This is a genomic window from Pseudomonas sp. KBN10P06128 (assembly GCF_037574945.1).
Lineage (GTDB): Bacteria > Pseudomonadota > Gammaproteobacteria > Pseudomonadales > Pseudomonadaceae > Pseudomonas > Pseudomonas aeruginosa.
Window position 1 is genome coordinate 4,715,841 of sequence record NZ_JBBELR010000001.1, and the last position, 17,629, is coordinate 4,733,469.

A 17,629-nucleotide genomic window follows, 5' to 3' on the forward strand; every position below is an offset into this window, starting at 1 on the left:
ATCGTCCTGCATCGGTAGGCTCGTGGTGGGCGGATTCGGGCGGCGCTCAGGCCGGCTGCATGAACGGCGCCGGATCGCCGCAACCCACGCGGATCACTTCGGGATCGGTGTCGGTCAGGCTGATCACGGTGGAGGCCTCGCCGCCGCCATAGCCCCCGTCCACGATCAGGTCGACCTGGTGTTCCAGTACCTGGCGCATTTCATAGGGATCGTTCAGCGGCTCGCCGCTGCCGGGCATGATCAGGCTCACGCTCATCAGCGGTTCGCCCAGTTCCTCCAGCAGCGCCCGGGCGATCGGACAGTTCGGCACGCGCAGGCCGATGGTGCGGCGCTTGGGGTGCAGGAGCATGCGCGGCACCTCGCGGGTGGCGCTGAGGATGAAGGTGTAGGGACCGGGGGTGTGCGCCTTGAGCAGGCGGAACAGGCCGGTGTCGACCTTGGCATAGACCCCCAGCTCGGAAAGGTCGCGGCAGACCAGGGTGAAGTTGTGCTTGTCGTCCAGTTGGCGGATGCGGCGGATGCGATCCACCGCGGTCTTTTCGCCGATGCGGCAGCCCAGGGCATAGGACGAGTCGGTGGGATAGACGATCACCCCACCCTGGCGGACGATTTCCACCGCCTGCTTGACCAGCCGTGGCTGGGGATTTTCCGGATGGATCTGGAAGAACTGGCTCATTCGGCCCCCTTGGCTTCGGAATGACGTTCGGTATCGCGAAAATGCCTGGCGAAACGCGGCCACATGGCCGGAAGGTCCTCTGGAACCGCACGGTACATGCCCAGTTCGGACCAGTCGCCCGGCGCGTGGAAATCGCTGCCGGCGGTGACCATCAGGCCGAACTCGCGGGCCAGGATCGACAGGGTACCGACCTGTTCGGCCGGCTGCACGCCATTGACCACCTCGATGGCGTGTCCGCCGGCCTGGAGAAAGTCGGCGACCAGGCGCCGGCGCTTGGTCCGGGTGAAATCATAATGGTACGGGTGCGCCAGGCTGATCCAGGCGCGCGCCTCGCGCAGGCAGCCGACCACTTCCTCCAGGGTCGGCCAGTGCTGCTTGACGTCTCCCAGCTTGCCGGCCCCCAGCCATTTGCGGAACGCGTCGGCGCGATCCTTGACCCAGCCGCCCTGGACCAGGAACTCGGCGAAATGCGGCCGCGCCGGCGCGTTGCCACTGTCGCCCAGGGCCCGCTGGATCGCCCGCGCGCCCTCCAGCGCCCCGGGCATACCCTTGGCCGCCAGCCGTCGGTCGATTTCCTCGGCGCGCGCCCAGCGGCCGCGGTGCAGGGCTTCGGTGGCCTGGCGCAGGGGAGCGGCGTCGAGGTCGAAACCGTAGCCCAGCACATGGATGGTGGCGCCACCCCAGGTGCAGGACAGCTCGACGCCGTTGACCAGTTCGATACCGAGTCGAGCGGCCGCCTGGTGGGCTTCCGGCAGGCCTTCCAGGGTGTCGTGGTCGGTCAGCGCCAGCAGCCCGACGCCTTTCTCGTGGGCCCGCTGCACCAGGGCGGCGGGCGCGAGAACGCCATCGGAGGCGGTACTGTGGCAATGCAGATCGACACGCATGGCTGAATCCTGATTCCAGTGAAGAATGGTGATGAAGCAACGCCGATTCGCTGCCTCGCGGTATCGAGACGTACCGTTCATGGGTCCGGGGAGCCTGCTCCACCTGGCGAATGCGCCTGCGGCACAGGCCTGACGCATTCGGAAAGACAGGATGACTGTTTCAGAACATCCAGAGGTTGCTATTATGCCGCTTCAACCGTGTCCTGACTGCCACCATGAAGCAATTCATCGATTTCATCCCACTGATCCTGTTCTTCATCGTCTACAAGATAGACCCTCAGAACGTCGAGTTCGCCGGGTTCAATCTGAGTGGCATCTACGGCGCGACCGCGACCCTGATCCTCGCCTCGGTGATCGTCTACGGCGCCCTCTGGCTCAAGCACCGCCACCTGGAAAAGAGCCAGTGGTTCACCCTCGGCGCCTGCCTGGTCCTCGGCGGCCTGACCCTGGCCTTCCACGAGGACACCTTCCTCAAATGGAAGGCGCCGCTGGTCAACTGGCTGTTCGCCCTGGCCTTCGCCGGCAGTCACTTCATCGGCGACAAGCCGATGATCCAGCGCATCATGGGCCATGCCATCCAGTTGCCGCAGGGCCTCTGGGTGCGCCTGAACATCGCCTGGGTGGTGTTCTTCCTGGTGTGCGGCTTCGCCAACCTGTACGTGGTCTTCACCTATCCGAACTTCTGGGTGGACTTCAAGGTGTTCGGCAGCCTCGGCATGACCTTGCTGTTCCTGATCGGCCAGGGCCTGTTCCTGGCTCGCCACCTGCACGACGCCGATACCGGCGAAAAGCCCAAGGACTGACATGCTCTACGCGATCATCGCCCGTGACATTCCCGCTTCCCAGGAACGCCGCCTGGCCAGCCGCCCGGCCCACCTGGCCCGTCTCGAACAGCTGAAGGAAGAAGGCCGCCTGGTACTCGCCGGCCCGCACCCGGCGATCGACAGCAACGACCCGGGCGCCGCCGGCTTCACCGGCAGCCTGATCGTCGCCGAATTCGATTCCCTGGCCGCGGCGCAGAGCTGGGCCGAGGCCGACCCCTACCGGGCCGCCGGGGTGTATGCCGAGGTGGTGGTCAAGCCGTTCAAGAAAGTCCTGCCCTGAGGCAGTCGCCGGGTACCGGCGGCCGGCCCGGTCGCCCTCCCGGCAAACGTTTTCGCACCGGACGCCGCTTTCCGGTGCCCGCCGCAGCGCAATCAGGCCGGCCCGGCGCTTTCGCCAAGCCGGAAGGGCGAACCGGAAGACAGTGCAATCCGTCGCTTCATCGGTACAAGGAGTCATGATGCGTCCATCCACTGCCCATTGCCTGCTGCTGAGCCTGAGCCTGGGAGCTTCCCTGGCCCAGGCCGAGGAACCCGCGCCAGCACCGACTCCAGCCGCGCAGCCTTCCATTGCGCAGGCTACCGCCGAACTGGAGCACCGCCTGGTGGAAACGGAACGCCAGCGCGACGAACTGGTCAGTCGTATGCGCCAGGAGAACCGCCAGTTGCGCGAGCAGTTGCAGGCGGCCCAGGCGCAGCGGCAACCGCCGCTGCTCACAGAAGAGCAGACCTGGTATGTCGCCGGCGCCGCCACCGCCCTGCTCGCGTTCGTCCTCGGCGCCCTGAGCCGCGGCCGCCGGCGACAGCGACGCGAATGGATCAATTGAGCGACACCCGATGAGCGAACTGCTGTTGATCGACGATGACCGGGAGCTCTGCGAGCTGCTCGGTACCTGGCTGGTCCAGGAAGGTTTCTCCGTGCGTGCCAGCCACGACGGCGCCCAGGCCCGTCGCGCCCTCGCCGAGCAGACGCCGGATGCCGTGGTGCTCGACGTGATGCTGCCGGACGGCAGCGGCCTGGAACTGCTCAAGCAACTGCGCGGCGACCATCCCGACCTGCCGGTGCTGATGCTGTCCGCCCGCGGCGAGCCGCTGGACCGCATCCTCGGTCTGGAACTGGGCGCCGACGACTACCTGGCCAAGCCCTGCGACCCGCGCGAACTCACCGCACGGCTGCGCGCCGTGCTGCGGCGAACCCACCCGGCGCAGCCCAGCGCGCAGATGCAACTGGGCGACCTGTCGCTGAACCTGACGCGCGGCGTGGCGCAGATCGACGGCCAGGAGATCAGCCTGACCCTTTCCGAAAGCCGCATCCTCGAAGCGCTCCTGCGCCAGCCCGGCGAGCCGCTGGACAAGCAGGCCCTGGCGCAACTGGCGCTGGGCCGCAAGCTGACCCTCTACGACCGCAGCCTGGACATGCACGTCAGCAACCTGCGCAAGAAGCTCGGCAGCCACCCCGACGGCAGCCCGCGCATCCTCGCCCTGCGCGGCCGCGGCTACTACTACAGCCACTGAGCGGGTTTCGTCAGCCCGCCGACACAAGGTCTTTACCCAAGCTTTACCCAGGGCTGACCGCGCTTGACCTTGACCTCCCTAGACTGGGCTCATCCGGTAAATGGCCGGACCCAGAAAGGAGAAACACCATGCGCAAGACGCTAACCGCCCTGTTCATCGCCGCCGCCCTGCCGACCTTCGCCATGGCCGCGCCCGCCGCCAACGACCTGCCGCCCCCGCCGATGGAAGGCGGCCACATGATGGGCCAGCACGGTCCCCGGCATGGCGGCCCGATGAAGGAACTGAACCTGACCCGCGAACAGCGCCAGCAGATGGGCAAACTGATGGGCGAACAGATGAAGGCCCGCCACGAGATCACCCAGCGCTACCTGGCCAAGCTGCCGGCGGCCGAGCAGAAGGCCCTGAAGGACGAACTCAAGGCCAGCCACGAGAAGACCCAGAAAGACATCCGCGCCCTGCTCACCCCCGAGCAGCAGAAGAAGTTCGACGAACTGCAGAAGAAGCGCGAGCAGCGCAAGGCAGAGTGGGCCGAATTCCAGCAATGGAAGGCCGACAAGAAGTCCAACTGACGTCCGAGCCACCGCTACCGGGTCCTCCGGTAGCGGTCTTCCGACCAGCCGGAATCGCATATCCTAGGGGTTTACCCACGCGGCCGGCCCGACATGCGATTCAACAGGAAAACCATGCGTTCACTCTTCTGGCGAATCCTCGCCGCCTTCTGGCTGGCCCTGCTGCTGGTAGCCGGGCTTTCCATCCTGCTGGGTCGCGCGCTGAACCAGGACACCTGGATCATCGCCCGCCATCCCGGCCTGAAGGATCTCGCCGAGCAGTGGACCGCCCTCTACGAAGAACAGGGCAGCTACGCGGCCCAGGGCTTGCTGGAGCAACGCCGCCGCGACTACGGGATTTCCATCCAGGTGCTCGACGAAAGCGGCCAGCGCCTGGTCGACGGCACCTACCTGCCGCGCCCCCGCCACCGCCCGCCGCGCACCAGCGACCGCAACCTGCCGCGCTTCCCCTGGCGCCAACTGAGCCAGCAATACGTCAGCCCGCAGAGCAACCATACCTATCTGTTCATCTACCGCATCCCGCACCCGGAGCTGGAGGCCTGGCACCGCGGCAGCCTGCTCTGGCCGCTCAGCGCGCTGGGCATCGCACTGGTGGTGCTGACCCTGTTCAGCCTGCTGCTGACGCTGTCCATCACCCGTCCGCTGAACCGTCTGCGGCGCGCCGTGCACGACCTCGGCCAGACCGCCTACCAGAAGGACAGCCTGGCCCGCCTGGCGCGGCGCGGTGATGAACTGGGCACCCTGGCGCGCGATTTCAACCGCATGGGCGAACGCCTGCAAAGCCTGATCGGCAGCCAGCGACAGTTGCTCCGCGACGTGTCCCACGAACTGCGCTCGCCGTTGGCGCGCCTGCGCATCGCCCTGGCCCTGGCCGAGCGCGCCGAACCGCAAGCGCGGGCGCAGATGTGGCCGCGCCTGGAACAGGAATGCGACCGCCTGGAAGCGCTGATCGGCGAGATCCTCGCCCTCGCCCGGCTCGACGCCGAACCCGGCGCGAGCCAACGGATCGCCCTGCTGCCGCTGCTCCAGCGGCTGCGCGAAGACGCCCTGCTGCTGGCTCCGGAGCAGGATATCCGCCTGGAAGTGGCGCCTGACCTGAGCATCGACGGCTGGCCGGACATGTTCGAGCGCGCGGTGGACAACCTGCTGCGCAACGCCGTGCGCTTCAACCCCGCCGGCCAACCGCTGGAGGTGCGCGCCAGCAGCGCCGGCGACTACCTGCGCCTGAGCGTCCGCGACCATGGGCCGGGCATCGCCGTCGAACTGCAGGAGCAGTTGGGCGAACCGTTCTTCCGCGCACCCAACCAGAGCAGCCCGGGACACGGCCTGGGCCTGGCCATCGCCCGCCGCGCCATCGAGCGCCACGGCGGGCACCTGCGCCTGGGCAACCATCCCGACGGCGGCTTCATCGCCACCCTCAGCCTGCCGCTACGGCGCAAGGCGACCGAATGACGCCATGCCCCGATGCGCGGCACTTCCCCCAGGAGCATCCGGCATGACTCTTCCCGCTTCGTTGTTCCTCGATGAACGCCCGCTCGCCCAGGCCATCGCGCCGCCGGAACTTCCCGGCGACGAGCCGCAATCGCTGGTCCTGGCGGTCGAGCTGGGACAGGTCGCCCAGCAACTGCGGCAACGCTGGGCGCGCCTCGACCTGAGCCTGCCGGAGCGCGGCACCTGGCCGCTGGAGAGCTGGCGCCCGGCCTTGCACGAGGCGCTCTACGGCCTGCTCGGCGGCGCCGCGCAGGCCCGCCCGTGGCAGCGCATCACGCTGAATCCGGCGCTGGACGCGCGCCACGGCCGGCTGCGCCTGGACATCCTCGGCCAGGCGGAAGAAGGCCGGCGCTGGCTGCCGGCGGCCGTGGAAGCCGCCCGACGACTAGCCGGCTGGCAGGGCGGACGACTGCTCTGGCACGCCCAGGGCGCGTATTGGTGCGTACGCCTGCTGTTGCCGCTCAGCCCGGCCAGGCGCTGACGAAGGCCGTCGGGTCGAGTTCCGCCGGCGTGCGCAACTCGCCCATCGGCGTACCCAGGTAGACGAAGCCGATGATCCGCTCCTGCTCGCCGAGCCCCAGGCCGGCGTGCACCACCGGATCGGTGGCCATCTCGCCGGTCCGCCACATCGCCCCCAGTCCCTGGGCATAGGCGCCCAGCACCAGGCCGTGGGCAGCGCAGCCGGCGGCCAGCAGTTGCTCGCCGTACGGCACCTTCGGGTGGTCCTGCAGGCAGGCCACCGCCACGACCAGCAGCGGTGCCCGCAGCGGCATGTTGCGGGCCTTGGCCAGCGCTTCCTCGGCGGCGTCCGGCTGGCGGCTCGCCAGGGCGCGGGCGTAGAGGTCGCCCAGGGCCCGGCGGCCTTCGCCCTCTACCAAGATGAAGCGCCAGGGCCGCAGTTGCCCGTGGTCCGGGGCACGCAAGGCGACCCGGAACAGCCGGTCGAGCTGCTCCGGCGAGGGCGCGGGATCGCTCAGGCGGGCGTGGGAAACGCGAGTGAGCAAGGCGTCGAGAGCCTCCATGGGCGAACTCCTGTCAGAAACGAAATCGCCATTGTAGACGCAATCGCCAGGCTCACGCCCGCTCTCAGGCGACCCGTCCCGGCGCCAGGTGCGGCTGCAGCGGCGGGGTCAACGGTGGCAGGCCGTAGGCGGCGCGCGCGGCATCGCAGGCCGGGTTGGGCTGGCCGTTGGCCCAGGCCGCCTCGAACTCGCGGCAGGTACTCGAGCGCTGCTCGTAGACGGTGCAGCGAACGCCGCAACCGACCTCGCCGAGCAGCCCGACGCAGCGCGCCGGCTTGTTCTCGGTACCGCTCATGGCGACCATCTGCGGGCTGATGCGGACGGTCAGTTCGTCGGGTACGACGCCGCCTGCGGAACGGCACTCGCCCCAATAGAAAGACACACGAAAATGCGCACAGCAGGCGCCGCAGGTAAGACACGGATTGTCAGTCGACATGGTTGGCAGAACACCAGAGAAACCGGCGAGCGCCGGCGGGCGAAGCGAGATTCTAGCGATTTCGCGGCTGCTGTGAAGAGGGGCGCAGCGGCAGATTTACTCTCCGCGGACGGCTGGTAGAATGACCGGTCCGCCACCGCCCAGAGCCCCACGATCCATGGCCTTGCCGACCCTACGCATCCTCGGTTTCATCATCGGCATCTTCCTGATCACTCTGGCCGCCAGCATGCTGGTCCCGATCCTGACCATGCTCGCCTTCGACCGTACCGAAGGCATCCAGGCGTTCATCTGGTCCAGCGTCGCCACCTTCGTCACCGGCCTCGGCCTGGTCCTGCCGGGGCGTCCCGAGCATGTCCACCTGCGCCCGCGGGACATGTACATGCTCACCGTATCGAGCTGGGTGCTGGTATGCATCTTCGCCGCCCTGCCGTTCGTCCTGCAGCAGCACATCAGCTACACCGATGCCTTCTTCGAAAGCATGTCGGGGATCACCGCCACCGGCTCCACCGTGCTCAGCGGGCTGGACGACATGTCCCCGGGCATCCTCATCTGGCGCTCGCTGCTGCACTGGCTGGGCGGCATCGGCTTCATCGCCATGGCCGTGGCGATCCTGCCGATGCTGCGGATCGGCGGCATGCGCCTGTTCCAGACCGAATCCTCGGACCGCTCGGAAAAGGTCCTGCCACGCTCGCACATGGTCGCCAAGTACATCGTCGCCACCTATGTCGGCATCACCCTGCTCGGCAGCCTGGCCTTCTGGGGCGCCGGCATGAGCCCGTTCGACGCGGTCAACCACGCCATGTCGGCGATTTCCACCGGCGGTTTCTCCACCTCCGACCAATCCCTGGCCAAGTGGAAGCAGCCGGCGGTGCACTGGACCGCGGTAGTGGTGATGATCCTCGGCAGCCTGCCGTTCGCGCTCTACGTCGCCACCCTGCGCGGACACCGCAAGGCGCTGATCAAGGACCAGCAGGTCCGCGGCCTGCTCGGCCTGCTGCTGGTGACCTGGCTGCTGATGGGCACCTGGTACGCGGTAACCTCCAAGCTGCCCTGGATGGATGCCTTCCGCATCGTCGCGGTGAATGTCACCTCGGTGGTCACCACCACCGGCTTCGCCCTCGGCGACTACAGCATGTGGGGGCACTTCTCGATCATGCTGTTCTTCTATCTCGGCTTCATCGGCGGTTGCTCCGGCTCTACCGCCGGCGGCATCAAGATCTTCCGCTTCCAGGTCGCCTACACCCTGCTCAAGGCCAACCTCTACCAGTTGATCCACCCGCGCGCGGTGCTCAAGCAGAACTACAACGGCCATCGCCTGGACGAGGAAATCGTCCGCTCGATCCTGACCTTCTCGTTCTTCTTCGCCATCGTCGTCTGCCTGCTCGCCCTCTGCCTGTCGCTGATCGGCCTGGACTGGATGACCGCCCTCACCGGCGCCGCCAGCACCGTGGCCGGCGTAGGCCCGGGGATGGGCCCCATCATCGGCCCCTCGGGCAACTTCGCCAGCCTGCCGGACGCCGCCAAGTGGCTGCTGGCCGCCGGCATGCTGCTCGGTCGCCTGGAGATCATCACCGTGCTGGTCCTGCTGACCCCGGCGTTCTGGCGCCACTGAGCGCTCACGGGCCTGTCTGCAATGGCTCTACTCAGGGACTGAAAAGCCGGTGTAAGCTTCTGCACCATGACGACACAGCCGCAACCCGGCCACGTGAGCCTGGATAGCTCCACCCAGCCCGCCCGCGTCAGAGCCATAGGTGATTGGACGCTCGCCCACTACACGGCTCTGGAGCGCGAGGTGACGCGCCTGCGCAGCGAAGTGGCGGGCAACGCCAGCTTCGACCTGAGCCAGTTGGGCGCCCTGGATACCGCCGGCGCCGCCCTGCTCGCCGAATTGCTCGGCGCCGAGCGCCTGGCCGACCTCGCCGAGCTGGAGCCCAGCCTGCCGCGCGAGCGCCAGGCCCTGCTGAAGACCGTCGGCCACGCCCTGCACGACTTCTGCGAACCGGAAAAACCCAAGCCGCCGACCACCGCCATCGAACTGCTGGCTCGCATCGGCTGTGCCATGGAGACCTTCTGGCTGCACCTCAAGGCACTCCTCGGCTTCATCGGCCTGACCCTGGAGACCCTGCTCCGCAGCCTGGTCCGCCCGGCCAGTTGGCGGGTCACGCCGCTGGTGGCGAACATCGAGAAGAGCGGCCTGGACGCGGTGCCGATCATCGCCCTGCTGACCTTCCTGGTCGGCGCGGTGATCGCCTTCCTCGGCGCCACGGTGCTGGCCAACTTCGGCGCGACCATCTACACGGTCAACCTGGTGGTGTTCTCCTTCCTCCGCGAGTTCGCCGTGCTGCTCACCGCGATCCTCATGGCCGGCCGTACCGCCAGCGCCTTCACCGCGCAGATCGGTTCGATGAAGGCCAACGAGGAGATCGACGCGATCCGCGCCCTCGGCCTCAACCCCATCGAGCTGCTGGTGCTGCCGCGGGTGCTGGCGCTGCTGGTATCGCTGCCGATGCTGACCTTCGTCGGCATGCTCTGCGGCATCGTCGGCGGCATGACCGTCTGCGCCTGGACCCTGGACATCCCGCCGGCGATGTTCCTGTCGATCATGGAGGACGGAATCGGCGTACAGCATTTCCTGGTCGGTATCAGCAAGGCCCCGCTGTTTGCCTTCCTGATCGCCGTGATCGGCTGCCTGGAAGGCTTCAAGGTCAGCGGCAGCGCCCAGTCGGTGGGCGAGCACACCACCACCAGCGTGGTCCACTCGATCTTCGTGGTGATCCTGCTCGACGCCCTCGCCGCGCTGTTCTTCATGGAGATGGGCTGGTGAGCCAGGACAACCCGCAGGCGATCATCCAGGTCCGCGACCTGTGTAACCGTTTCGGCGCCCAGGCGGTCCACGAGCACCTCGACCTCGACGTCCGTCGCGGCGAGATCCTCGGCGTGGTCGGCGGCTCCGGCACCGGCAAGTCGGTGCTGCTGCGCAGTATCGTCGGCCTGCGCCGGCCGACCTCCGGCAGCGTGCGGGTGTTCGGCGAAGACCTGCTGCAACTGCCGGAGGAGCGCCGCTCCCTGGTCGAACGGCGCTTCGGCGTGCTGTTCCAGCAGGGCGCGCTGTTTTCCTCGCTTACCGTGGTGGAGAACGTCGCCCTGCCGCTGATCGAGAACGCCGGCCTGCCGCGCGCCGACGCCGAGCACCTGGCCCAGGTCAAGCTGGCCCTGGCCGGGCTACCGGCCAACGCCGGCGACAAGTATCCGGCCTCGCTTTCCGGCGGCATGATCAAGCGCGCCGCCCTGGCCCGCGCCCTGGCGCTGGACCCGGACATCCTGTTCCTCGACGAGCCCACCGCCGGCCTCGACCCGATCGGCGCGGCGGCCTTCGACAACCTGATCCGTACCCTGCGCGACGCCCTCGGCCTGACGGTGTTCCTGGTCACCCATGACCTGGACACCCTGTACACCATCTGCGACCGGGTCGCCGTGCTGTCGCAGAAGAAGGTCCTGGTGGTCGATACCCTGGAACGGGTCGCCGCCACCGACGACGCCTGGGTCCGCGAATACTTCCACGGGCCGCGCGGGCGCGCCGCCCACCAAGCCGCCGCCGTGCCGGAGAATCACTGAGATGGAAACCCGAGCCCACCATGTGTTGATCGGCCTGTTCAGCGTGATCGTGATCGGCGCCGCCCTGCTCTTCGGCCTGTGGCTGGCCAAGTCCGGCTCGGAGGGCAAGTTCAACTACTACGACATCGTCTTCAACGAAGCGGTCAGCGGCCTTTCCCAGGGCAGCTCGGTGCAGTACAGCGGGATCAAGGTCGGCGACGTGGCCTTCCTCCGCCTCGATCCGCAGGACCCGCGCAAGGTCTGGGCACGCATCCGCGTGGTGGCCAGCGCGCCGATCAAGCAGGACACCACCGCCAAGCTGGCGCTCACCGGGATCACCGGCACCTCGATCATCCAGCTCAGCAGCGGCACGCCCGCCAGCCCGATGCTGGAGGGCAAGGACGGGAAGATCCCGGTGATCGTCGCCACGCCCTCGCCGCTGACCCAGTTGCTGAGCAACGGCGAAGACCTGATGGGCAACATCAACCAGCTCATCGCGCGCTTCAGCAACCTGCTCTCCGAGGAAAACACAGCGCGCATCAGCCGCACCCTCGACCATCTCGACCAGGCCACCGGCGCGCTCTCCGCCGAGCGCGAGAACGTCAGCGCGGTGATGCAGCAGTTGGCCCAGGCGAGCAGGCAGGCCAACGCCGCGCTGGCCCAGGCCAGCGAGTTGATGCGCAGCGCCAACGGCCTGCTCAACGAGCAAGGCAAGGGGATGCTGGAAAACGCCAACAAGACCATGGCTTCGCTGGAGCGCACCAGCGCCACCCTCGACCAGTTGATCAGCGAGAATCGCCACTCGCTGGACGGCGGCATCCAGGGACTCGCCGAGCTGGGCCCGGCGGTCAGCGAACTGCGCGATACCCTGGCGGCACTGCGCGGAATCAGCCGGCGCCTGGAAGAGAACCCGGCGAACTACCTGCTGGGCCGGGAAAAAACCAAGGAGTTCACCCCATGAGGCTCGCCCTTCGCCCGCTGCGTCGCCTGTCCCTGGCCGCGCTCGCCACCCTCGGCGCCTGCTCGATCCTGCCGGAAGCGCAGGTCCTCCAGGTCTACCTGCTACCGGTGCACAACCCTCCGGCCAGCGCCGCCGCGCGGCCGGTCGACTGGTCGCTGCGGATCGCCCGGCCGCGTACCAGCCTGGTGCTGGAGAGCCCGCGCATCGCAGTGCGCCCGCACGGCGACGAAATCAGCGTGTACCAGGGCGCGCGCTGGAGCGATCCGGCACCGTCGCTGCTGCGTGACCGTCTGATGCAGGCGTTCCAGGCCGACGGCCGGGTCCGCGGCCTGAGCAGCGACGACAGCAACCTGCAGGCCGATTTCGAACTGGGCGGCGACCTTCGCGCCTTCCAGACCGAGTACCCGAACGGCCAGGCCAGCGCGCTGATCCGCTACGACGCGCGCCTGGTGCGTACCGACGACAAGCGCGTGGTCGCCAGCCGGCGTTTCGAGGTCAGCCAGCCGGTGGACGGCAAGAAGGTCGCGGCGGTGGTCAGCGCCTTCGGCAAGGCCGGCGATACGCTGTCGGCCCAGGTTCTCGACTGGACCCTGCGCCAGGCCTCGGCGCAACCCGCCGGGCAACCCTGAAGCGTCCCGCCTGGCCTGGCGACTAACCCAGGCGCTCCTGGCGGCGCGCCCGGTATTCGTTGGGCGTGCAGCCGAACCAGCGGCGGAACGCCCGGAAGAAATTGCTCGGATCGGCAAAACCCAGCAGGTAGGCGACCTCCAGCAAGGTCAGGCCGGGCTGCTGGAGATACTGATCGGCCATATCCCGACGTGTGTCGTCGAGCAGTTGCTGGTAGCTGGTGCCCTCTTCCTGGAGGCGTCGTTGCAAGGTGCGCTGCGACAGGTGCAGCGCCTGGGCCACCCGTTCGCGCTTGGGTTCTCCCTGCGGCAACAGCCGGCACAGGGTCTGCCGGGCCAGATGGGTGATGCGGCTGGTGCTGAAACGCGCCAGGTATTCGCCGGCGAAGCGATCGTGCAACTGGGCCAGCGCCTCGTTGGCCGAGGGTAGCGGCGTCTCGAGGTCGACGCGGGAAAACACCAGCGCGAACTCCTCGGCGTGAAAGCGCAGCGGCGCGCGGAACAGCTCGGCATAGGGTGCCAGCGGCTCGCGGGGCGCACCGGGCAGTTCCACCGCCAGCGGGTCCAGCGGCCGGCCGGTGATCCAGCGGACCATGTCCACCAGGTAGGCCAGCGAGCATTCGGCACTCTGCGGCGGCGCCGGCAGGCGATCGCCATGCACCGTGACGCCGAGTCGATAGCCCTGCGGCGTGCGGCGGAAAGTCAGGTCGGACGCTTCCGCGATGATCCGCTGGTAGCGTTCCAGGCGCGCGAAGCCTTCCGCCAGGTTGCGGCTCGACATCAGCGCATAGCCGACGACGTGGAAAGCCGGGCGCCGGACCCGGGCGATGTTCAGGGCGATCGCCGGGTTGCCGCTGAGCGCCACCGCACGCTGCCACAGACGGCTCATCGCATCCTGCGGGAAGCGCGCGTCGGGGTCCTGCAAGGCCTGGTAGTCGAGGCCCAGCTCGGCGAACAGCTGGCGTCCGTCGAGGCCTTCCAGCTCCAGGGCGAGGACGATGCCCTGGACCCAGCTGGACAAGGTTGTACGTTCCGGCATCGGTCTCTTCTTGTTCTGGCGGGAGGCACGCCGACCGTCGACCGGCCTGGCGGCCCAAGGATACTAAACTGGCCCTGTATGTCATCCGCGACATCGTGCGGCCCGCACTACACTGCGCGGACACAACGAGAGGAGGCATTCCATGAGCAGCCCTGACGACGAGCGTTTCCACAGTTTCGCCGAGTTCTACCCCTACTACCTGCAGGAACACAGCAATGCGGTGTGCCGCCGCCTGCACTACGTCGGCAGCCTGCTGGTGCTGGCGGTGCTGTTCCTCGCCGTGGCCAGCCAGCAGTGGCTATGGCTGCTGGCGCTGCCGCTGGTCGGCTATGGCTTCGCCTGGGTCGGCCACTTCGTCTTCGAGAAGAACCGCCCGGCCACCTTCAAGTACCCGCTGTGGTCGTTCATGGGCGACTGGGTGATGCTCAAGGACGCCTTCACCGGCCGCATCCGCTTCTGACCCGTCCCGCGCGGCCGGCCGCCCGGGCCGGTCGCTCCGCCGGGACGACCGTCGGTCCCGGATCGGTGCGCTTTCCTGAACTATCGCTCAGCTGTCACTGGCCGCCGCGCAAACGCTTGGTTAAGATTCCGCCAGCAACCTGGCCAACCGCCATTCCTCAGGCGGAAAGCTCACGAAGCCGAGCCAGGACGAAAATACACAGGGATCCTCTCCAGCGCATGAAGCCTACCCTCCCCGACCGCTCGCCGACGAGCCGGTCCGTCGCGTCCATGCGTGAATACTATTCGCGCGTGCTGGCCTATATCGCCTGTGGCGCCAGCATCGCGGCGGGAACCTACACCCAGTATTTCAGCTACGGCATCCTCTGGATGGTGCCCTATGCGCTGCTCTACCCGCACCTGGCGTACCATCTCGGCCAGCGCTTCCGCCAGCACGACCCGCGCAAGGTGACCCGCGTCCTGCTCGCGGTGGACGCCGTGCACTGCGGCCTGGGCATGGCGCTGCTCGGCTTCTCCGTGGTGCCCAGCCTGATGTTCCTGCTGGTTCTGAGCTTCACCGCGCTGGTCATCGGCGGCCTGCGCCTGCTCGGCATGGCCCTGCTGGTATCGGCCAGCAGCGCCCTGCTGGTCGCCGTGCTCGTCGCCCCGCCGCTGCTGGGCAATACCCCGGTCGAGGTGGCCGCGGTCAGCATCCTGTTCTGCGGACTGTACATCTGCATCACCGCCTTCTTCGGCCACCAGCAGGGCCTGCGCCTGGCCCAGGTGCGCCAGGAGATCGCCCGCGAGCAGGAAAAGGCCGCGCGGCTCGCGCGCAACCTGGCCAAGTACCTGTCGCCGCAGGTCTGGGAAATGATCTTCAGCGGCAAGAAGAGCGTGCGCCTGGAAACCCAGCGCAAGAAGCTCACCGTGTTCTTCTCCGATATCCGCGGCTTCACCGAGCTATCCGAGGAACTGGAAGCCGAGGCCCTGACCGACCTGCTCAACAACTACCTCAACGAAATGTCGAAGATCGCCCTCAAGTACGGCGGCACCATCGACAAGTTCGTCGGCGACTGCGTCATGGTGTTCTTCGGCGACCCCAGCACCCAGGGCGCGAAGAAGGACGCGGTGGCTGCGGTATCGATGGGCATCGCCATGCGCAAGCACATGAAGGTGCTACGCCAGCAGTGGCGGGCCCAGGGCATCACCAAGCCGCTGGAAATCCGCATGGGCATCAACACCGGCTATTGCACGGTGGGCAACTTCGGCGCCGACACGCGCATGGACTACACCATCATCGGCCGCGAGGTGAACCTCGCCAGCCGCCTGGAAAGCGCCTCGGAAGCCGGCGAAATCCTCATTTCCCACGAGACCTACTCGCTGATCAAGGACGTGATCATGTGCCGCGACAAGGGCCAGATCGCGGTCAAGGGCTTCAGCCGCCCGGTGCAGATTTACCAGGTGGTGGACTCGCGCCGTGACCTCGGCGCCGCGCCCAGCTACGTCGAGCACGAATTGCCCGGCTTCTCCATGTACCTGGACACCAACAACATCCAGAACTACGACAAGGAACGGGTCATCCAGGCCCTGCAACAGGCCGCCGAGCGCCTACGCGACAAGGTCATCCTCTGAGTTCGTCGAGCGCCGCCGGCAGTTCGTCGCGCCATTCCGGCGCAGTCCGCGGGCCGCTCGCCTGCAGCGCCAGGAACTCCTCCGCCGAAACCCGCCAGGACTGCTCCCGCGCCCAGCGCCCGCAGGCCTGGCGATCCAGCGCCAGCGCCTGGCGGCAGGCTTCGCCAAGATCCTCGTGCATGACCCCGGTCACGCCCTGCTGCAATACATCCAGCGGCCCCGGCACGGCGAAGGCCGCCACCGGCACGCCGCAGGCCAGTGCTTCGAGCATCACCAGGCCATAGGTATCGGTCAGCGAGGGAAACACCAGCACCGAGGCCGCCCGGTAGGCGTCGGCCAGTGCGCGGCCATGGCGGTAGCCGAGAAAACGCGCCTGTGGATAGCGCTGCTCCAGCGCCGCCCGCTGCGGGCCGTCGCCCACCAGCCATTTTTCGCCCGGCAGTTCGAGATCGAGGAACGCCTCCAGGTTCTTTTCCGTCGCCAGCCGCCCGACATACAGGAACACCGGCGGCCGCTCTTCCGCCGCGGGTGTCTCGGCGGGATGGAACAGTTCGGTATCGACGCCCTTGCGCCACAGCCGCAGGTGCTGGAAGCGCCAGGCGCAGAACTCGTCGCGCAGGCGCGGGGTGCTCACCAGCACCGCCCGGCTCGGCCGATGGAAGGCGCGCAGGAAGGCATAGCCCCAGGACAGCGGCAGCCACGGACAGCGGTCACGCAGGTATTCGGGAAAACGCGTATGGATCGCCGAGGTGAAGTCCAGGCCGCGCTTGCCCAGCCAGCGCCGCGCGGCCCAGCCGAGCGGCCCCTCGGTGGCCAGGTGCACGGCATCCGGGGCGAAGGCCTCGATCAGCCCGCCGAGGCGCCAGAGATTCCAGGCCAGGGGGATTTCCGGATAGCTGGGACAGGGCAGGCAGCGGAAGTCGGCGGGCGACAGCACCCGTACCTGGTGGCCCAGCAGTTCCAGCTCGCGCTGCAGGGCCAGCAGGCTGGTGACGACTCCGTTGACTTGCGGTAACCAGGCGTCGCTGACGATCAATAGCCTCATGCCGCCGGCTCGACCGCCGCGGCCTGCGCCGCCAGCCGCGCCTGCTCCTCGGCCAGGCGGTAGAGCTGGATGCTGCCGTCCCAATGTTCGATCAGCGCCGTGCAGGATTCTACCCAGTCGCCGCAGTTGAGGTAGTCGACGCCCTCGATGCGGCGGATCTCGGCATGGTGGATGTGCCCGCAGACCACCCCGTCGAGCCCGCGCTTGTGACACTCGTGGGCGATGGCTTCCTCGAAGTCGCTGATGAAGTTCACCGCGGTCTTGACCTTGTGCTTGAGGTACGCCGACAGCGACCAGTAGCCGTAGCCCCAGCGCCGCCGCCAGTGGTTCAGCCAACGGTTGAGGAGCAGGGTGAACTCGTAGGCGGAGTCGCCGAGGAACGCCAGCCAGCGGTGGTAGCGGGTGATCACGTCGAACTGGTCGCCGTGTATCACCAGCAGCTTGCGGCCGTCGGCGGTACTGTGCACCGCCTCGTCGACCAGGCGGATGTTGCCGAGGATCAGGCTCGAATAGCGGCGCAGGAATTCGTCATGGTTGCCGGTGACGTAGATCACCTCGGTGCCGCGCTTGCTCAGGGTGAGCAGGCGGCGGATCACGTTGGTGTGCGCCTGCGGCCAGTAGATGCCGCCGCGCAGCTTCCAGCCGTCGATGATGTCGCCCACCAGGTAGATGCGATCGGCGTGGTAGCGCTTGAGGAACGCCGCCAGGTGTTCGGCCTGGCAATCCCGCGTCCCCAGGTGGACATCCGAGATCCACAGGGTCCGAACCCGCTGCTTGCGGTTCGAGGTGAAGCGTTGCGCGGTGCTCATCGGCGGGTCTCCGACGGTGTTTTTCCGATCTTGGACGGCGCCGGTGAAACGACTGTGACAGGCCGGCGACC

General features: G+C 67.8%; 21 protein-coding genes. 14 read left to right on the forward strand and 7 right to left on the reverse strand.

All coding sequences use genetic code 11. The annotated features are described in order from the left end of the window. Nucleotides 1-46 precede the first annotated feature (46 nt). Both VQ065_RS22025 and VQ065_RS22030 read right to left on the reverse strand, forming a co-directional pair. A complete protein-coding gene (locus tag VQ065_RS22025; protein WP_003091486.1) occupies nt 47-676 on the reverse strand; it encodes an L-threonylcarbamoyladenylate synthase in 630 nt (209 codons plus the stop codon). Further along, nucleotides 673-1,560 (reverse strand): PHP domain-containing protein, encoded by an 888-nt coding sequence (locus tag VQ065_RS22030; protein WP_003091487.1) that lies wholly within the window; start codon nt 1,558-1,560, stop codon nt 673-675. Before VQ065_RS22030 ends, VQ065_RS22025 begins: the two co-directional genes overlap by 4 nt. Before the next feature lie 215 nt (nt 1,561-1,775). On the opposite strand from VQ065_RS22030, the gene VQ065_RS22035 reads away from it, so the two are divergent. The 7 genes from VQ065_RS22035 to VQ065_RS22065 all read left to right on the forward strand — a co-directional run bounded on the left by VQ065_RS22035 (nt 1,776) and on the right by VQ065_RS22065 (nt 6,437). Then, on the forward strand, nt 1,776-2,363 hold the full coding sequence (locus VQ065_RS22035; protein ID WP_003091488.1) for a septation protein A: 588 nt from the start codon (nt 1,776-1,778) through the stop codon (nt 2,361-2,363). 1 nt (nt 2,364) lies between these two features. Then, nucleotides 2,365-2,664, forward strand: coding sequence for a YciI family protein (locus tag VQ065_RS22040; protein ID WP_003091489.1), 300 nt, complete (start codon nt 2,365-2,367; stop codon nt 2,662-2,664). A 175-nt stretch (nt 2,665-2,839) separates the two neighbouring features. Next, nucleotides 2,840-3,208 (forward strand): hypothetical protein, encoded by a 369-nt coding sequence (locus tag VQ065_RS22045; RefSeq protein WP_049285231.1) that lies wholly within the window; start codon nt 2,840-2,842, stop codon nt 3,206-3,208. 10 nt (nt 3,209-3,218) lie between these two features. Then, complete coding sequence (locus tag VQ065_RS22050) at nt 3,219-3,896, forward strand: response regulator transcription factor (protein ID WP_003091491.1); 678 nt, start codon at nt 3,219-3,221, stop codon at nt 3,894-3,896. A 128-nt stretch (nt 3,897-4,024) separates the two neighbouring features. Next, nucleotides 4,025-4,465, forward strand: a complete 441-nt coding sequence (locus VQ065_RS22055) for a Spy/CpxP family protein refolding chaperone (RefSeq protein ID WP_003091492.1) — start codon at nt 4,025-4,027, stop codon at nt 4,463-4,465. Between the two features lie 114 nt (nt 4,466-4,579). After that, nucleotides 4,580-5,917: a sensor histidine kinase gene (locus VQ065_RS22060; RefSeq protein WP_340080471.1), complete on the forward strand. Its 1,338-nt coding sequence runs from the start codon at nt 4,580-4,582 to the stop codon at nt 5,915-5,917. A 43-nt stretch (nt 5,918-5,960) separates the two neighbouring features. Then, a complete protein-coding gene (locus tag VQ065_RS22065) occupies nt 5,961-6,437 on the forward strand; it encodes a hypothetical protein (protein ID WP_003091494.1) in 477 nt (158 codons plus the stop codon). Here VQ065_RS22065 and VQ065_RS22070 read toward each other — a convergent pair. Further along, nucleotides 6,418-6,978 carry a nitroreductase family protein gene (locus VQ065_RS22070; protein ID WP_003091495.1) on the reverse strand — a complete coding sequence of 187 codons (561 nt, stop codon included), beginning with the start codon at nt 6,976-6,978 and terminating at the stop codon, nt 6,418-6,420. The genes VQ065_RS22065 and VQ065_RS22070 overlap by 20 nt on opposite strands. Before the next feature lie 64 nt (nt 6,979-7,042). Further along, complete coding sequence (locus tag VQ065_RS22075) at nt 7,043-7,414, reverse strand: YkgJ family cysteine cluster protein (protein WP_003114826.1); 372 nt, start codon at nt 7,412-7,414, stop codon at nt 7,043-7,045. Nucleotides 7,415-7,571: 157 nt separating this feature from the next. Here VQ065_RS22075 and VQ065_RS22080 point away from each other — a divergent pair, with 157 nt between their 5' ends. The 5 genes from VQ065_RS22080 to VQ065_RS22100 all read left to right on the forward strand — a co-directional run bounded on the left by VQ065_RS22080 (nt 7,572) and on the right by VQ065_RS22100 (nt 12,598). Continuing rightward, entirely contained in the window at nt 7,572-9,026 is a 1,455-nt protein-coding gene (locus tag VQ065_RS22080; protein WP_003091497.1) for a TrkH family potassium uptake protein, read from the forward strand. Nucleotides 9,027-9,092: 66 nt separating this feature from the next. Continuing rightward, complete coding sequence (locus tag VQ065_RS22085) at nt 9,093-10,238, forward strand: MlaE family ABC transporter permease (RefSeq protein ID WP_023098496.1); 1,146 nt, start codon at nt 9,093-9,095, stop codon at nt 10,236-10,238. Beyond that, nucleotides 10,235-11,029 carry an ABC transporter ATP-binding protein gene (locus tag VQ065_RS22090; protein ID WP_003091499.1) on the forward strand — a complete coding sequence of 265 codons (795 nt, stop codon included), beginning with the start codon at nt 10,235-10,237 and terminating at the stop codon, nt 11,027-11,029. Before VQ065_RS22085 ends, VQ065_RS22090 begins: the two co-directional genes overlap by 4 nt. Before the next feature lies 1 nt (nt 11,030). Continuing rightward, nucleotides 11,031-11,969, forward strand: a complete 939-nt coding sequence (locus VQ065_RS22095; protein WP_003091500.1) for an MlaD family protein — start codon at nt 11,031-11,033, stop codon at nt 11,967-11,969. Beyond that, nucleotides 11,966-12,598 (forward strand): ABC-type transport auxiliary lipoprotein family protein, encoded by a 633-nt coding sequence (locus VQ065_RS22100; RefSeq protein ID WP_003091501.1) that lies wholly within the window; start codon nt 11,966-11,968, stop codon nt 12,596-12,598. The genes VQ065_RS22095 and VQ065_RS22100 overlap by 4 nt, the downstream gene beginning before the upstream one ends. Nucleotides 12,599-12,620: 22 nt before the next feature. Here the strand turns inward: VQ065_RS22100 and VQ065_RS22105 are convergent, their stop codons facing one another. Beyond that, nucleotides 12,621-13,634 (reverse strand): AraC family transcriptional regulator, encoded by a 1,014-nt coding sequence (locus tag VQ065_RS22105; protein WP_014603938.1) that lies wholly within the window; start codon nt 13,632-13,634, stop codon nt 12,621-12,623. Between the two features lie 142 nt (nt 13,635-13,776). Here VQ065_RS22105 and VQ065_RS22110 point away from each other — a divergent pair, with 142 nt between their 5' ends. Continuing rightward, nucleotides 13,777-14,094: an Mpo1-like protein gene (locus VQ065_RS22110; protein WP_003091504.1), complete on the forward strand. Its 318-nt coding sequence runs from the start codon at nt 13,777-13,779 to the stop codon at nt 14,092-14,094. Between the two features lie 218 nt (nt 14,095-14,312). Continuing rightward, entirely contained in the window at nt 14,313-15,704 is a 1,392-nt protein-coding gene (locus VQ065_RS22115) for an adenylate/guanylate cyclase domain-containing protein (protein ID WP_019485235.1), read from the forward strand. On the opposite strand, the gene VQ065_RS22120 is transcribed toward VQ065_RS22115, so the two are convergent. Next, complete coding sequence (locus VQ065_RS22120; RefSeq protein WP_023093910.1) at nt 15,694-16,749, reverse strand: glycosyltransferase family 4 protein; 1,056 nt, start codon at nt 16,747-16,749, stop codon at nt 15,694-15,696. The two genes, VQ065_RS22115 and VQ065_RS22120, sit on opposite strands and share 11 nt — an antisense overlap. Continuing rightward, nucleotides 16,746-17,558, reverse strand: a complete 813-nt coding sequence (locus tag VQ065_RS22125; RefSeq protein ID WP_003091510.1) for a UDP-2,3-diacylglucosamine diphosphatase — start codon at nt 17,556-17,558, stop codon at nt 16,746-16,748. The genes VQ065_RS22120 and VQ065_RS22125 overlap by 4 nt, the downstream gene beginning before the upstream one ends. Nucleotides 17,559-17,629 lie beyond the last annotated feature (71 nt).

Excerpts from the sequence above, each read along its gene's own strand:
- VQ065_RS22025 (WP_003091486.1), bottom strand. The coding sequence starts at position 676 with ATGAGCCAGTTCTTCCAGATCCATCCGGAAAATCCCCAGCCACGGCTG.
- VQ065_RS22030 (WP_003091487.1), bottom strand. The coding sequence starts at position 1,560 with ATGCGTGTCGATCTGCATTGCCACAGTACCGCCTCCGATGGCGTTCTC.
- VQ065_RS22035 (WP_003091488.1), top strand. The coding sequence starts at position 1,776 with ATGAAGCAATTCATCGATTTCATCCCACTGATCCTGTTCTTCATCGTC.
- VQ065_RS22040 (WP_003091489.1), top strand. The coding sequence starts at position 2,365 with ATGCTCTACGCGATCATCGCCCGTGACATTCCCGCTTCCCAGGAACGC.
- VQ065_RS22045 (WP_049285231.1), top strand. The coding sequence starts at position 2,840 with ATGATGCGTCCATCCACTGCCCATTGCCTGCTGCTGAGCCTGAGCCTG.
- VQ065_RS22050 (WP_003091491.1), top strand. The coding sequence starts at position 3,219 with ATGAGCGAACTGCTGTTGATCGACGATGACCGGGAGCTCTGCGAGCTG.
- VQ065_RS22055 (WP_003091492.1), top strand. The coding sequence starts at position 4,025 with ATGCGCAAGACGCTAACCGCCCTGTTCATCGCCGCCGCCCTGCCGACC.
- VQ065_RS22060 (WP_340080471.1), top strand. The coding sequence starts at position 4,580 with ATGCGTTCACTCTTCTGGCGAATCCTCGCCGCCTTCTGGCTGGCCCTG.
- VQ065_RS22065 (WP_003091494.1), top strand. The coding sequence starts at position 5,961 with ATGACTCTTCCCGCTTCGTTGTTCCTCGATGAACGCCCGCTCGCCCAG.
- VQ065_RS22070 (WP_003091495.1), bottom strand. The coding sequence starts at position 6,978 with ATGGAGGCTCTCGACGCCTTGCTCACTCGCGTTTCCCACGCCCGCCTG.
- VQ065_RS22075 (WP_003114826.1), bottom strand. The coding sequence starts at position 7,414 with ATGTCGACTGACAATCCGTGTCTTACCTGCGGCGCCTGCTGTGCGCAT.
- VQ065_RS22080 (WP_003091497.1), top strand. The coding sequence starts at position 7,572 with ATGGCCTTGCCGACCCTACGCATCCTCGGTTTCATCATCGGCATCTTC.
- VQ065_RS22085 (WP_023098496.1), top strand. The coding sequence starts at position 9,093 with ATGACGACACAGCCGCAACCCGGCCACGTGAGCCTGGATAGCTCCACC.
- VQ065_RS22095 (WP_003091500.1), top strand. The coding sequence starts at position 11,031 with ATGGAAACCCGAGCCCACCATGTGTTGATCGGCCTGTTCAGCGTGATC.
- VQ065_RS22100 (WP_003091501.1), top strand. The coding sequence starts at position 11,966 with ATGAGGCTCGCCCTTCGCCCGCTGCGTCGCCTGTCCCTGGCCGCGCTC.
- VQ065_RS22105 (WP_014603938.1), bottom strand. The coding sequence starts at position 13,634 with ATGCCGGAACGTACAACCTTGTCCAGCTGGGTCCAGGGCATCGTCCTC.
- VQ065_RS22110 (WP_003091504.1), top strand. The coding sequence starts at position 13,777 with ATGAGCAGCCCTGACGACGAGCGTTTCCACAGTTTCGCCGAGTTCTAC.
- VQ065_RS22115 (WP_019485235.1), top strand. The coding sequence starts at position 14,313 with ATGAAGCCTACCCTCCCCGACCGCTCGCCGACGAGCCGGTCCGTCGCG.
- VQ065_RS22120 (WP_023093910.1), bottom strand. The coding sequence starts at position 16,749 with ATGAGGCTATTGATCGTCAGCGACGCCTGGTTACCGCAAGTCAACGGA.
- VQ065_RS22125 (WP_003091510.1), bottom strand. The coding sequence starts at position 17,558 with ATGAGCACCGCGCAACGCTTCACCTCGAACCGCAAGCAGCGGGTTCGG.